Source organism: Mucilaginibacter sp. Mucisp86 (assembly GCF_047324315.1).
Classification (GTDB): domain Bacteria; phylum Bacteroidota; class Bacteroidia; order Sphingobacteriales; family Sphingobacteriaceae; genus Mucilaginibacter.
This window is the reverse complement of the sequence record NZ_CP168503.1, coordinates 4,476,750-4,491,693: the sequence shown is the minus strand read 5'-3', so window position 1 is coordinate 4,491,693 and position 14,944 is coordinate 4,476,750. Positions and strand designations below refer to the sequence as shown.

Below are 14,944 nucleotides of genomic sequence, written 5' to 3'. Positions count from 1 at the left end.
TTAATTAATAAGGTGGATTTTGAGTTAGCTTGGTATTGGCATTTAATACATCCTGATCAATTGGCCAGAATATTTTCCGGGGATCGCCAAAGCCGGTAGCAGGGAAACCTTTGTTAACCTGCCTGATCTTGATTATCGGGTCCATAATGCTGATGATGATATTATTTCTTTGCAAATCGAACCATCGTTTAGCTTCGCAGAATAGCTCGAGTTGCCTTTCGCGTAATATGCCGTTAGCATTAACCGGTGTGCCGTAAAGCATTGCATCGGCATTGGCAAAATCACTTGCCTGGTAGGCGGGTAAACCTGCCCGGGTATGTACCATGTTTAAATAAACCAGTGCGTTAGCCAAATCTCCCGTCCTGTTTAAAGCCTCGGCCCTTAACAGATAAATATCTGCAAGGCGGTACAATGGGAAAAGCAGGTTGGCCTGAGGCGAGTTGGGATAGATCTGGTTGCCGTTCTTATCTAAGTTAACTGCATAGTATTTCCATATTTTATCGTGGTTATTCACTTTAAAATCAACACTTAATGCGCCCCTGATATCTGTTGTGGTTGTGGTAAAATATGTCCATAATGCAGGATCAACAGAAAAGTCGCTGTTGGTATCGCCAGCACCAATTTCCTGCGAAGTTTTATTACCTCCATCAACGGTAAAATCCCAGTTTAAGCTCCAGATACACTCTTTGGTATTTGTTGGCGCTATAAAATTATTTTTCCAGTTGGCAGTGCTTTCCAGGCTGTAACGGTTTAATTTGAACAGGTTATCGCACCATAGCAAAGCATTGCTATAATCATGGTTATACATGTAAACATCCATCAACATGGCGGCTATGCCTCCCGAGTTTAGATTCCATACTACAGATGCAGTATGGTCTGACAAGTCATAAGCCTTCAGCAGATCGGGCAGAATAACGTTTTTTACAATATCGGCGGCTGGTGTTGCCGCTTTGTATGGATCGGTACTCAGGTCTTCATAGGGCTCTGTCCACACGGGTACATTTCCCCAAAGCCTTATCAGCCAGAAATAGCAATAAGCCCTTATCCCAAGGGCCTGCGCCTGCAGGTCCTTTGATAAAACAGGGTCAATACCATCAATGGTGGGGATATATTTAATAGCAAAATTTGCGCGGCTGATGGTTGCATATATCAGCGTCCAGTCGGCACCATTGGTGGTTGGCGTTAAAACATTTAATGCAAGCGGCAAACCGTCATTATAGGTAGGATGATAACTTAAGTTATCGCTACGCCCATCGCCCCAATAAATATACTGGCTGCTAAACATATCCTGAATACCATCATATATGCCGGCAATACCAGCCTTGGCGTCGTCAGATGTTTTCCAGAATTTGCTGGCTGCCAGCTGGCTTTGTGGTGGCTGATCCAGCAGTTTTTTACAACTGAGCAGCGAAACGGAGAACATTAAAAAAGTAATGATTATTTTTTTCATGATCAGATTCATTAGAAATTAACATTTAGTCCAAAACCAACTTCGCGCCTGCGCGGATAACGGCCATTATCATTACCCGGTGTTAAGGCCGAGCTTGATGAAAACTCAGGGTCGTACCAGGTGTAATTAGTCCAGGTAAGCAGGTTTGCGCCATATACATATGCCCCTATATTTTTCATCTTAATGCGCGAGGCTATATTTGCGGGCAGGTTATAAGTGAATTTGGCATAGCTGAGCCGGATGAACGAAGTATTTTCAAGAAAACGGCTTTGAGTTCCCGGGAAATTGGCGACCGAATTTTTCCGGCCCATGTAAGGTATATTGGTGACATCTCCCTGCTTTTTCCATGAATTATAGGTGGTATTATTATCGGCAACTATGCCTGATGTAGCCAGGTTATTAAGTGTTTGCCTCGGACTATCATAAGCCTCGCCACCCCAGATGGTATTAAATGTGAACGACAAGCTGAACTGTTTATAACTAAGGGTATTGATAATGGCGCCGTAAAATGATGGTTGCGCATTGCCCAGTATCTGCCGGTCGTTGGCATCTATTACACTGTCTTTCTTAACGTTATCAAATATCATATCGCCGCCAAGCAGCAATGCCCCGCCGGCATACATGTGATGCACGGTACCGGTGTATGTTTGCCCGTTCAGGGTGTAGCTTGCAGCCGTTTTACCATCCGCAGAAACCCCTACCGGCGTTAACCTGTTCCAGTTGCCGTCGTAGGCATTTGATGCATCATACTGATAAACGCCCAGCCCTTTGTATCCACAGAAATCGCCGATCTTGCCCCCTTCCTGAACCAGGTAAGTAGCACCGCCTGATGTAGCCAGGAACGGCTGATGATTATAAAGGCTCTTGATTTTGTTACGCTCAACAGATAAGCTGGCATTAATATTCCAGTTAAAGTTTTTACTGGTTACCGGTGTGGCATTTACAGAAAGTTCAACACCATTGTTGGTAACGTCGCCCACGTTCACGTACACATTGGTAAAGCCGGTTTCAACCGGGATATTACGCTGATACAGCAGGTTCTTTGTTGTTTTTTGATAGTAGTCTGCAGTTACATTTAAGCGTCCCCTAAAAAATTGCAGATCCATACCAATGTTTTTCTGGATATTGCTTTCCCATTTTAATTGTGTGTTTCCGAACTGATCGCTTAAAACCACACCGTTAATTGCGTTATAAAAAGAAGTACCAAAAGTATAAATGAGCAGGTTTGAGTTGGCCGGGATCCGGTCATTACCAACCTGCCCGTAACTTACCCTCAATTTAGCATCAGCCAGAAACTTTTTAGACCAGGCCATAAATGGTTCATCCGAGAATCGCCAGGCGCCGGATGCACCATAGAAATCACCATACTGGTTTGAACTGCCAAATTTCGACGATCCATCCTTGCGGTAAACCAGGCTCAGGATATAGCGGCTTTTGTAGCTGTAACCCGCGCGGGCGTAAAGTGATTCGCGACTGGTAGAGCCCGCATTAGTGCCCGTATTGGTCAAATCAATAGTACCTGCAACATTTGATGTATAGATGCTTTCATTGGCATAGTTTGTTCCGGCTATTTTAAAGCTGTTATTCTGTGTTTTTTCGGCACTCACCCCAATCAAACCCGTTATGGAATGATTACCCAGGTTTTTGCTATAATTTAAAAATCCCTGGTAAGCCCAGTTGGTATTAACTGCAAAGCTTTCTTTACCTGAGTTAACTGTAGGGCTGGCGCTGCTTAACAACTTTGGATCAAAAAATACGTTGTGCGGTGTTGATAATCCAAAATCAAAGTTATTGGTTAAACGGAGGTCTTTGCTGATGGTATAATCAATCTGGTTAAACAAATCGCCGGTATAGGTATTGGTTACGTTAACCTCGAGCAAGGCAACCGATAACTGGTTACGGCGCCCGCTGATGTAGCCGGTTAAAGTACCATCGGGGTAGTATAACGCTAAATTTGAGGGCCGTTGAAAGGCCTGGTTAATGGTATTACCTTCATTAATGTTATTGTTAGTATTATAACCGAAAGAAAGGCGGTTACTGTATTTAAACCTCGGGGATACCTGGTAATCGAGATTGAAACGGGCTTGCAGTGTTTTTGAATAACTATTAACTATCAGGCCCTGATCATTGATATACCTGAGGCTTGAATAGTAAGTCATGTTTTTTTCGCCGCCGCTAACGCCAAAATCAAGAATATCTTTTTTTGCCAACTGGGTAATTACATCCTGATTGTCATTATCAGAATTAAAAACCACATTCAGCGAGTCGTTGGTGGTGGTTGGCTTATCCGGACTGTTACCATTATATAAATTCCGTTCTACACGCAGGTCTTTTGAATTTGGTTGTTCCAGCTTATGGGCCATTACGCCAAAAATGCGGGCGTACTGGGCATTAATAAGTGGTTTGCCCGCCTGGCCCCGCTTGGTAGTAATTAATATAACACCATTGGCTGCCTGCGAGCCATAGATAGCCGCCGAAGCAGCATCCTTCAACACTTCAATTGATTGAATATCATTAGGGTTAACATTATCGGCAGTTGGGCTTAAAATTCCGTCAATTACAAACAACGGCGCATTGCCTGCTGTTGAAAATGTAGAACCGCCACGGATCTGGATGGAGCCGGAGGCACCAGGCTCGCCCGAATCATTTACTACCAACACGCCCGATGCCTGCGATTGCAGAGCATCGACCAGGTTAATGGGATGGCGCTCTTCTATCTGTTTGGCCGAAACAGTTGCTATAGCCCCTGTAAGGTCACGCTTGGCTACCGACTGGCCATAACCGGTTACGATAACCTCGTTCAGATCTGTTGCCGATTCTTTAAGCGTTACGTTGATGTTTTTGCGGTCGCCAACTGTAATTTCGGTTGAAACATACCCTACAAATGTGAATACCAGGACTGCGTTATTGTCGGGCACATTGATCGAAAACTTTCCGTTGTTATCTGTCAGTACGCCCAGATTAGTGCCTTTAATTTTTACACTTACTCCGGGTAAAGGTCCTTTATTATCTACCACCAGGCCGGTAACAGGTATAGTATTTATAGCGTCATTATAAACAGAACGGTAAGTATTTGTTTTTTCAATTTCTGTAAGCGTATTTTTCACAGACACATTACGAAGGTTGATGCTGATCCTGTTTTGATCATGGCCTTTTGAAAAAACCTGAAAGGAAGATATAAGTATCAGGATCAGGGTACACTTTGCCGTAAGAAATATTTTCAAATAGCTTCGCAACCGCATATTGCTTATGCGGCAAGCACTTTTTTTCATAATTTAGTATTTAGGTTACTGTAATTATTGGTTTAAGAAAGACTCGTAAATTAGTTACCAATTATTGCGGGGAATGCGCCAACATTCTCCGCTTTTAGGCTTAATGCAGGTTTATTTGTCAAGTTTTATCATACGCATATTTTCAGGTTAAACATTTGGGTTAATAAGTAATTGAAGTATTGATAGGTTGCCAATAACTTCGGTTATTTTCATAAAAGGACAGGCCAGTTTTAACAGCTGTTCGTAATACACAAAACAGATTTTTTGAAAAGGTGCCGGAGCGCCGTGATGCGCTACTTTTAATAGCAATTTTTTAACAGCAATATCTAACATAAGCAGCAGGGTTGTTTGATAAGCGCATTTACAACGGAGAAATGCCTGTAATTGGTAGCGCTAAATTTAGGAGGGAAAAACAGGGCAGTAGTAAACAATATTGACCATTTACTAATCTCAGTTTACAATTGTGTATATTATCTATACTATTAAGCAATATGACCAGCGTGGCAGAAGAATTCCCGTGCTGATTTCGAATAACGGATACTGCAACCTGCTTGCGGGTTTAATAGTTAAACATAGCAGTGCTTTTAGGGGTTACCTTTCCAATCCGCTTATCTTTTTGTGAAACAAGTTCGCAGAGCTGAATAGCAGCTTTTTCAAAATCATCATGATTATCGCTGAGCAGCAGCCAGGCTGTATCAAAGCCCTCGTCTAATACAAAGTCAGTGATCTCGGGTAACTCGGCTTTCAGGCTTTCATGATGCTCCCGTTGGGTAGAGATCCAGATGCCGTTATGCTGCGGATTCTTACCCACCTTTCGGAAGATCAATACTATCTTCCGGTCAAAATAAATATAGAACATACCTACAGCCGGCTTCACCATGATACCGGCGGGCAGGTAATCCAGCAGAAAATCAAAAGGCATCGGTTTTTTCATGCTTGCTTAAAGAGAATGCAATATAGCTCACCCGCATGAAAAATAAATGGGGTTCATTTAGTTCGAAAAAAGTTTGCCCAGGTTGAAGCGTTGTCGTAATACACCCCCAAAATGTCACTAATCCCCCCTGATCTCCGGACAAAAACCGTTTAACTTTGAATGAGTTAGATATCATCAGCGCTGGCTTTCATGGAGATTAACGGTAAAGCGTTAGCCAATGATGTAATCAGTCAAAACATTTACATACTTACGATCTTTAACTAAATATTAACACCAAATCATTTACCTATGTTACCCATCAAACCACATATCTGGTTCGGCCAGAATAAAGCCAAAGACGCTGCCGAATTTTATACCACCTTACTGCCCGATTCGGTTTTAAGCTATGTTAATCATTTCTATGTGTCTGATCATGAATGCGAAGTGGTTGAATTTACGCTGGCAGGCCAGTCGTTCTTCGGTATCAGCGGTGTGCCCGGACCAAGCATCAGCCCTTCCATTTCCTTTATGATCAATTTTGATCCCTCCCGCGACCCGGACGCCGCCAAACACATTGACGAAGTATGGAACAAGCTATCAGAAAACGGCCAGGTAATGATGCCGCTTGACCGCTATCCTTTCAGCGAACGTTACGGCTGGATAGGCGATAAATATGGCGTTTCGTGGCAACTGATACTTACCAACCCTGCCGGTGAAGAAAGGCCTGTGATTGTTCCGTCATTGATGTATACAGGACCGGTAGCCGGTAAAGCCGATGACGCTATTAACTTTTACTGCTCGGTATTTAAAGACAGTAAACGCGGTACAACAGCCCCGCGCCCGGAAGATATGGGCCCGGACAAAGCCGGCACACTGATGTTCGCCGATTTTTATATCGACCAAACCTGGATAGCCACCATGGACAGCGCACATCCTCACGGCTTTGGTTTTAACGAGGCCGTGTCATTATTGATCCCTTGTGAAACGCAGGAAGAGATCGATTACTACTGGTCGGCACTTTCTGCTGATGGCGAACCCGGACAATGCGGCTGGCTGAAAGACAAATACGGTGTATCCTGGCAGGTTGCATCAACGGTTATGCTTAATGCTCTGAAAAACGGCAGCCCTGAACAAATTGCACGTATTACGCAAACTTTTATGACAATGAAGAAAGTTGATATAGCAGCCTTGCAACAGGCATATGCTCCAAACCAATAATTAAATTACCACCCTGAAGGTCAGGTTAACCCTGGCCTTCATCGGCTTATGCGATTTAGCTATCCGATGTTCCCAGTGCTCCTGCAAACCTCCTTTCATTAGCAGAAAGGAGCCGTGCTCCAGCTTTACGGAATAGTGCTCCTTATGATCGGCTTTATTCCGGATATCAAAGCAGCGCACATGCCCGAAACTGACCGAGGCAATAACGGGATTTTTGCCCAATACACTCTCCCGGTCGCTGTGCCAGGCCACAGAATCATTACCATCCCGGTAATAATTCAGCAAAACGCTATTGAACCTGATCCCGGCAGCAGCTTCTACTTTTTGTTTCAGCATTAACAATTCCGGCGTCCAGGGATTTGGATTGGAGATTTTACCGGATACAGAATAATCTGTACCTACATCGCCATGCCAGGCGGTAAGCCTGGGCGTAAGGTATTCCTTGTCCCACATTTTTTGTGTAGTCTGCTTCCAGGGTGATTCAGTTATGAACTTTTGAAGCAGGTAGTCGCCGGTGTTCTGATCAATAAAATTAGCGTGGTATTCCAACAGTTCTTTTGGTAATCCCCTGCTCTGCCCCGCCTCTGCAAAAAAACTTAATTGTTCCATGGTTATCTTTAATTGCTTTTTACAACCTTTCTACATAGTTGATAATAAAATCTGCCAACTGCTCCTGTTCGGCTACAGATAGCAGATTACCATCATAAATCCAGAAACCCTGACCGTCAAACAAAATGCAGCCCAGATCATCAGGCTTTTCTTCAAAAGCTGTATACAACCTGTAACATTGAACTGCTTTTTTATACAGCAGATCGGGCACCACCCGTATAACCTCATCGGGACCATTCCTGCGTTTTACAAAGGCCTTAGCCTCCCTGGTCAGATAGCTGTGCGTATTCATTTTAAACGATATAAACTTTATTCAAAGGTATAAAAATACTAATATTTTTAGCATTCAAATTGTAACAAAATGTTAAATCATAAAAATTGTTGTAACTATATCAGCGAAAACGCTGTCTCATAGTTATGAGACGACTGCAACTATTCTTCACCTTGTTCACATTGATTTTATTCAAATTCGCCCACGCACAAACCACAGGCGGCAGCATTTCGGGGACTGTATCTGATGAAGCTAAAAAACCACTCGACGGTGCAACCCTGGTTTTACTCGCAGCAAAAGATTCTACGGTGATTAGTACCAGCCTCGCCAAAGCGGACGGCAGTTTCTCATTTCAAAACTTAAAAAACAACACATATATCATTAAGGCAACTTACATGGGTTATAAAAGCTACGTAAGCGGCCCGATGGCAATTAGCCAAAAACCGGTTAGTTTGCCGGCAATTATGCTGTCCTCAATCGGAAAAACCTTGAATGAGGTATCCGTAACCGCCAAAAAATCTTATGTGCAGCAAAAGATCGACCGTACTGTTGTTAACGTTGGAGCGCTCATATCCAACACCGGCGCTAATGCATTAGAGGTATTGTCAAAGACACCCGGTGTCCAAATAGATGCCGACGGCAACATTACCTTTAAAGGAAAAAGCGGGGTACTGGTGATGATCGATGATAAACCTACCTACCTTTCGGCGGCCAACCTGGCTACTTACCTGCGGTCTCTGCCATCTTCTTCTTTAGATCAGATAGAACTGATGGATAACCCACCGGCAAAGTATGATGCTGCCGGGAATGCAGGAGTGATCAATATCAAAACAAAGAAAAATACCAACAGGGGATTTAACGCCGTAACATCCGTGAATTTAGCCCAGGGCTTTTACGTCCGGTCTGATGCAAGCATCAACTTTAACTACAGGATAGATAAGGTCAATTTCTTTGCTAACGTAGCCTACAATAAGCAGAAAACATTCAGGAGACTTGAAATAGACCGCAATTATTTCGATGAAAACGGCAATCAAACATCCTCACTGCAGGATATTTCCTATTTCAGGCCCTCAAGCAATAATACCAATATCAAAGCTGGGTTAGATTATTTTATATCTCCCAAAACAACCTGGGGCGTAGTATTTACCGGTACTATCTCGCGCGATCATGACAGCAGCCCGGTTTACAGCTTACTATATGGCAAAACCGGCGAATTGGACTCTACCATCAACACCCTCAACACTTCCAAAAATAAGTTTGACAGCAAAGGGATCAACGTAAACTATACCCACAAGTTTGACAGCGCTGGCAGGGCACTCACATTTGACCTGGATTATATTCGCGATATATCGGGCAGTAACCAGTTTTTTATCAACAATACTTTTTTGCCCGATGGCACTTTAACAAACTCGCAAACAATTAAAGATGATCTGCCCGCTACTATTAATATCTATTCGGCAAAGATTGATTATACACATCCGCTCAAGGGTAAAGCCAAACTGGAGGCTGGCGTAAAAAGCAGTTATGTAAATACCGATAATGCCGCTAATTATTTTAATGTTATTGATGATATAAGTACTATTGATTACAACAACACCAACCGCTTTTTATATAAGGAGAATATCAATGCCGCTTATCTGAACTTCAATAAAACATTTGGCCGATTCTCATTACAAACAGGATTGCGTTTGGAAAACACAAACGGCGACGGGCATCAGCTGGGTAATGCGCAAAAGGCCGATTCATCATTTGTTAAGCATTACACCAACATTTTCCCAACCGCCTATTTTTCCTACAACCTTGATACAGCAGGCCATAACGTACTGGTTGCTTCATATGGTCGCAGAATTGGCAGGCCGAGTTATGGAAGCTTAAATCCATTTACCTTTTTCGTAGATAAGTTTACCTACTTTTCGGGCAACCCCTTCCTGAAACCACAGTTTACCGACGATTATAAACTGGCTTATAGCTTCAAGAGCCTGTTTACAGTAGCAGTTGCCTATAATCGTACAACTGATGTTCAAAATGAAACCATCCATAAAGTTGATAATACATTTATCAGTACTACCGGTAACATAGGGCAGCAAAAAACATTAGATTTTTCTATCAGCAGTAACCTCCAGCCCGCCAAATGGTGGTCTGTTAATTTATATGCCGAGGTTTACAATAATACTTACCAGGGAGTATTTTACTCCGGCTATCTCAACGAGTCCAAAACTACCTTTAGCGCCAATGGTAATAATCAATTCACCTTATCCAAAACCTGGAGTGCCGAGATAAGTGGTTTCTATAACACAAGCGGTACTTACGGGCAGTTTGTTTCTATTCCTACCGGAATGCTCAACGCGGCTATTCAGAAAAAAATATTGAACAACAAGGGAACAATCAAGTTCAATATGCGTGATATCTTTAAATCATTTAGCCCAAGCGGCACCATTACCAATATCGTTGGCGCAACCGCAACTTACCATAACTTTGTGGATACCCAAGTGGCAACCCTTACGTTTACCTATAGCTTCGGCAAATCAACCAATGTACCGGCCAAACGTAATACAGGAGGGGCTGAAAGCGAACAAGGCAGGGCACATTAGGAAATCATTTCGTCATTAAGTTCATGCTGTCATTTCGGGATCACGAATGTCTGGTTTATGTTGAGTTTAGCCCGGTTCATGCAAATGGCACTATTTAAAAGCTGTTTGAGCCCGTAGTTTTACTAAAAATTAAAACCAAAGGCTATGAAAACCAACAAAAACAAACTGGCTACTGCTATCATTATTGCTGCCCTTGCAGCTTTTATGCTTCCTGCATCTGTTATGGCTCAGCAAACTGTAAACGGTCGCACAGAACTACAGCGCCATGACCTCAGTACCCCGGGCCGCGAAATGGTACAGATTCGTGTAGATATTGAAAGAGGACAATCATATCCGCAGCACAAGCACCCCGGCGAAGAAATTATTTATGTGCTTGAAGGTGTGTTAGAATACCAGGTAGAGGGCAAACAACCGGTAACACTCAAAGCCGGCGATGTTTTATTTATTCCTTACGGAACTGTACACGCCGTAAAAAATGTGGGCACTACCAAAGCAAGTGAACTTGCTACTTATATTGTTGAAAAAGATAAACCGCTTGTTACGTTAATTAAGTGAAATTTGATCAGGAATTGTAAAAATTGTCTTGTCCTGAAATGAGTTTAACGTACCATTAGGGTCCTCTGCGAGTTTAAGTTAACCCACACAAAATTCACCAACCTGCAATTTCAAAACGAGGCACCTACGGAGCCAAAAAATGTATTCTTTTAGCGCTATAAACACGTGGCCCCGATGGGGCCGGTAATATTTATAACATAATGAATATAACTGACGTGCCAGGCGGCCTCAGAGAGGCCACGTGTTTATAGACAAAATTTAAAGAGATATTGGACTCCAGCGGAGTCTCGTAATCGTAAACTTGCTTTCCAACCATTGCTTAGCGCGTATTTAGATTTTGTGGGTAAACTTAAATCAGCGAGAGACTTTGAGGATACGCGAATCAATACTTCCAAAAATATTCCCGCACAGCATTACAAGTTTGCTTTAAACCGATAAGATCCGGATACTAAACGATAAACAGCTTTGTTTCCTTCAAACCTGATAAAGCTGACGCCTTTTACACCAGCCACAGGTTTGCCGCCCTCCGTTACCTGTTTAGCGTTGGTTGTGGGCAAAAACAGGGTAGCGGTTGTATTTGCCGGAACAGTAGCATTGTAGGTTAACCTTTTTCCGCTTACCGACCAACCACTGTTTATACGGCCATATGGCGAATCATATGATCCTTTGGCCCAGGTCATCTTACCTGTCGGATCTGGCTCTGGCTGCAAAATAAATTTCTTAAACCCGGGTTCATCGCGCTGGATCCCGATAGAATAAGCAATCAGCCACTGGCCTATAGCACCAAATGAATAATGGTTAAATGAGTTCATGCTGTTATTTCCACCAAATCCATTCTCTACAGTATAGCCGTTCAACCTTTCCCAGATAGTTGTTGCACCCTGATCAATTGCATATAACCATGAAGGGTAATGTTCATTCTGTAGTAGTTTATAAGCCACGTCTGAATACCCGTAATCTGAAAGCGCTTTACTGATACCGCCAGTACCTACAAAACCGGTCATAAGCGAATAAGCCGGACGGACAATGCCCTGGTCATCTTTATTTTCACGTTCAACAGCAGCTTGCAGGTTTTTGGCCATATAACTGACGTTTTCGTCACTGAATACACCCAGTGCCAGACCTGTTGCATAGGCAGTTTGCGTATCCGAAACCTTAAACTCTTTCTTGCCCGGTTCGCCAAACATTCCGCCTCCAATGAGGCCGACCGCCTTTTTACCGGCGTTAACAAATGTTTTATTGAAGAAAGCTTTTCGCTCTTCATATTTTTTCCTGAATTTTTCGGCGTCATCTTTTTTGCCTAAAACGCCGGCAACCTTTGCCATGATGCCCAAATCATAAACATGATAGGCGGTAACCGGGAAAGCAGTACCCAGCTGCATATACTGGGGGCCAAGCCAATCGCCAAGCACCCCATCCTTGCTAAAACCTGTTTCGGGGTCGATGGTTGAGTCCACGTAGTCCATATACTTGCTCATGGCATCATAATGTTCAGCAAGCAGGGCTACATCATTATATTGCAGATAAGATTCCCAGGCTACGGTAATCCCGGCACTCCCCCAAATCACACCGCCAAAGCCACCGCCAACAGGTGCAATGTCGGTAAACCTGCCCTGCTCGGTTTGCAGGTTGCGCATGGCCAGCATATGCCTGCGCAAAAACTGATCTGCATTAGATACATAAGTGGCAGTGCGCGAAAATATACTGATATCGCCCGACCAGCCCATCCGCTCATTCCTTTGAGGGCAATCTGTTGGTATGGTCAAAAAGTTATCGATGTTTGACCATGTTAGGTTCGACCATAGTTTGTTCACCTTCGGGTTAGAAGTTGCATAATCGGCCGCAAGTTTCTTTACCGAGCTGATTGCCAAGCCCTGCACATCATCAAGAGGCAGCGGGCTATCGATACCGGTAATTTCTATATACTGATAACCATGCGATGTAAAATGCGGCTGGATTACCTGGTCGCCGTCCTTCATAATATAAATATCCTGGCTCAGGGCCGCACGGTAATTTTCGGTCATGATCATACCTACATTTTTACCGGATTCCTTCAGGTTAGGGTAAAGGATCTCGGCATAACGCAGGGTTAGTTTTTTTCCGGCGATGCCATTTTTAATGCTGATCTTAGGCACACCTACAAAGTTTTGCCCCATGTCATATACATAAACACCTTTCCTAACTTCCTTTACACCTTTTGCAGTCAGCGTTTTATAAATTCCTGCCGAGGTTCCAATCTGCCCGATCATCGAAATATGATCAAAATCAAGCGGGATCTTTTTTCCGAAGTAGTCAACGTCATCACCCGTATATGTTGTTCCTTTTAATGATACTTCCTGCGCTTTTTGCCAGTTGTGATCATCATAGGCTACTGTATTCCAGCCTTTAACTGCGGCTTCACGCGTGGCATCATCAACCTCGCCCATATCCAGGCTACTATAAACTATAGGGCCATGATTAAAATATCTCCAGCTTTTATCATTGGTTTTGATCACCTCCTCCGAACCATCGGTATAAGTAATTACCAGCTTGGCGAGTAAAGATTGCCTGTCGCCAAAATGATTCCATACATTGCCATAACTCAGCAAACCACTCCACCAGCCCTCACCAAGCATAGCGCCGATGGCATTTTTCCCCTTACTTACCATACCGGTTACATCATAAGTTTGGTAAAGGTGGGTTTTGTTGTATTGGGTAAGGCCCGGATTATAATAATCGTTACCAACCCGTTTGCCGTTAAGATAGATTTCATAAATCCCCCTTGCAGTTACGTAAAGCCTGGCTTGTGAAATACTTTTATCGGCATTAAACACCGAGCGCAGCATGGGCATAGCGTTATGGCTGGGATCGGCAAGGATAAATGCCCCGGCACTCCCGCCGCTCACTTCATATTTTCCATCTTTTATAGCCAATCCTGATGATGGAGTGGCAATGGCTTCTTTAAAAATTCCGCTGTAATTATTTTCTTCAGGTTTTTCGCTAAATAAAGTACTTCGCGGCGACCTTACGTTAGAAACCGTAAGATCAGAGAATTCAGCTTTCTGGTTCTGATCTGCCGAAAAGCCTATTTCACCTAACATTCCATAAGATACAACATCTCCTCCCGGGCCAAGCGGGTTAAGCGTTATTACCGCTCCGCGGTTTGCCGGTACCGGGCGGGCTACCGCTGTCTCATTTTTTTCATCGGCTAAAAATGTTTTATCATCATCAACGGTAAACCTAAGCGTACCAAACTCGCTATGGATGAGGATAGTATGCGGTTTATTTTTGTTACCGTTACCAATCAGGTCGGCTTTTACCGGGAAGCTTTTAAATACTTTACCCAATGTATCTTTTTCCGAATACCCGGCCCTGTATACATTGATCCGTGCATTACCTCCCTGCTCTAAACCTGAAATATCCAGCTCAACCTTAAAGTACGACTGGTTCTTTTTATTGGCAAGCTGGAAAACGTTCCGGTTGCTATCCATCAAACGAGGATCATTTGCGGCGAAAACAATACTTGCCTTTGAACTACCGGGAGCAATTGCTACTTTATATTTTAGGTCATACAGCGGCAAATAATGGGCATACAGCACCAGGTCGTTATCCCCTCCCCCAATCCACTGCGCACCATCCCAGGCCGACATGCCGGTATTCGTCAACCCTGTTTCAAACCATGAACCTGCGGATGAAACACCTCCCGTCTGATCCCATACATTTACCGTCCAGTTATAGCGGGTTGTTGCTTTAAGCGATGAACCAGCATAGACCACGGCCAGCGCCGTTCCGCTTTTTATTTTATTGCTATTCCATACTACTTTTCCCTGCGGATCTTTTACGGTGATCTGATAAGCAACCTGCGTATATCCTCTTACACCTTCGGGCGTGAGCATCTGCCAGCTAAACCGCGGCAGTTTAACATCAATACCGATAGGATGATCTGTATATTCCACCTGCAGGTTAACTATCCGGGGGGCCTTTACAGCGCCGTAAAGGTTAATTTGTATGAATGAAAATAGCAGTAATAAAATCAGAACAGCCGGTTTGGCTATCGGGGCGCGATTTTTTGTCATAATTGGGTTT

The 14,944-nt window shown here is 43.5% G+C and carries 9 protein-coding genes; 3 read left to right on the top strand and 6 right to left on the bottom strand.

Annotated features, from left to right (window positions below):
- Positions 1–4: 4 nt before the first annotated feature.
- From ACEN9X_RS19120 to ACEN9X_RS19110, 3 genes are all read right to left on the bottom strand, one after another.
- Positions 5–1,450, bottom strand: a complete 1,446-nt coding sequence (locus ACEN9X_RS19120; protein WP_413666639.1) for a RagB/SusD family nutrient uptake outer membrane protein — start codon at positions 1,448–1,450, stop codon at positions 5–7.
- Positions 1,451–1,461: 11 nt separating this feature from the next.
- Entirely contained in the window at positions 1,462–4,722 is a 3,261-nt protein-coding gene (locus ACEN9X_RS19115) for a SusC/RagA family TonB-linked outer membrane protein (RefSeq protein WP_413666638.1), read from the bottom strand.
- 559 nt (positions 4,723–5,281) lie between these two features.
- Positions 5,282–5,656, bottom strand: coding sequence for a hypothetical protein (locus ACEN9X_RS19110; RefSeq protein WP_413666637.1), 375 nt, complete (start codon positions 5,654–5,656; stop codon positions 5,282–5,284).
- Positions 5,657–5,944: 288 nt separating this feature from the next.
- Here ACEN9X_RS19110 and ACEN9X_RS19105 point away from each other — a divergent pair, with 288 nt between their 5' ends.
- The gene (locus ACEN9X_RS19105) at positions 5,945–6,853 is read left to right on the top strand and encodes a VOC family protein (RefSeq protein ID WP_413666636.1); all 909 of its coding nucleotides are present in this window, start codon (positions 5,945–5,947) and stop codon (positions 6,851–6,853) included.
- Here the strand turns inward: ACEN9X_RS19105 and ACEN9X_RS19100 are convergent, their stop codons facing one another.
- Positions 6,854–7,462, bottom strand: coding sequence for an alpha-ketoglutarate-dependent dioxygenase AlkB family protein (locus ACEN9X_RS19100; protein ID WP_413666635.1), 609 nt, complete (start codon positions 7,460–7,462; stop codon positions 6,854–6,856). It abuts the gene before it with no gap.
- Positions 7,463–7,481: 19 nt separating this feature from the next.
- The gene (locus tag ACEN9X_RS19095) at positions 7,482–7,754 is read right to left on the bottom strand and encodes a hypothetical protein (RefSeq protein WP_413666634.1); all 273 of its coding nucleotides are present in this window, start codon (positions 7,752–7,754) and stop codon (positions 7,482–7,484) included.
- Positions 7,755–7,879: 125 nt separating this feature from the next.
- Between ACEN9X_RS19095 and ACEN9X_RS19090 the strand changes: the two genes are divergently transcribed.
- Together ACEN9X_RS19090 and ACEN9X_RS19085 are read left to right on the top strand one after the other, a co-directional pair.
- Complete coding sequence (locus ACEN9X_RS19090; RefSeq protein ID WP_413666633.1) at positions 7,880–10,324, top strand: outer membrane beta-barrel protein; 2,445 nt, start codon at positions 7,880–7,882, stop codon at positions 10,322–10,324.
- Between the two features lie 144 nt (positions 10,325–10,468).
- Positions 10,469–10,879, top strand: a complete 411-nt coding sequence (locus ACEN9X_RS19085; protein WP_413666632.1) for a cupin domain-containing protein — start codon at positions 10,469–10,471, stop codon at positions 10,877–10,879.
- A 413-nt stretch (positions 10,880–11,292) separates the two neighbouring features.
- On the opposite strand, the gene ACEN9X_RS19080 is transcribed toward ACEN9X_RS19085, so the two are convergent.
- On the bottom strand, positions 11,293–14,934 hold the full coding sequence (locus tag ACEN9X_RS19080; RefSeq protein WP_413666631.1) for a family 78 glycoside hydrolase catalytic domain: 3,642 nt from the start codon (positions 14,932–14,934) through the stop codon (positions 11,293–11,295).
- Positions 14,935–14,944: the final 10 nt, after the last annotated feature.

What these genes read in the sequence shown, in the direction of transcription:
- ACEN9X_RS19090 (WP_413666633.1), top strand. Translation starts at nt 7,880, where the DNA reads ATGAGACGACTGCAACTATTCTTCACCTTGTTCACATTGATTTTATTC.
- ACEN9X_RS19120 (WP_413666639.1), bottom strand. Translation starts at nt 1,450, where the DNA reads ATGAAAAAAATAATCATTACTTTTTTAATGTTCTCCGTTTCGCTGCTC.
- ACEN9X_RS19085 (WP_413666632.1), top strand. Translation starts at nt 10,469, where the DNA reads ATGAAAACCAACAAAAACAAACTGGCTACTGCTATCATTATTGCTGCC.
- ACEN9X_RS19115 (WP_413666638.1), bottom strand. Translation starts at nt 4,722, where the DNA reads ATGAAAAAAAGTGCTTGCCGCATAAGCAATATGCGGTTGCGAAGCTAT.
- ACEN9X_RS19105 (WP_413666636.1), top strand. Translation starts at nt 5,945, where the DNA reads ATGTTACCCATCAAACCACATATCTGGTTCGGCCAGAATAAAGCCAAA.
- ACEN9X_RS19110 (WP_413666637.1), bottom strand. Translation starts at nt 5,656, where the DNA reads ATGAAAAAACCGATGCCTTTTGATTTTCTGCTGGATTACCTGCCCGCC.
- ACEN9X_RS19095 (WP_413666634.1), bottom strand. Translation starts at nt 7,754, where the DNA reads ATGAATACGCACAGCTATCTGACCAGGGAGGCTAAGGCCTTTGTAAAA.
- ACEN9X_RS19100 (WP_413666635.1), bottom strand. Translation starts at nt 7,462, where the DNA reads ATGGAACAATTAAGTTTTTTTGCAGAGGCGGGGCAGAGCAGGGGATTA.
- ACEN9X_RS19080 (WP_413666631.1), bottom strand. Translation starts at nt 14,934, where the DNA reads ATGACAAAAAATCGCGCCCCGATAGCCAAACCGGCTGTTCTGATTTTA.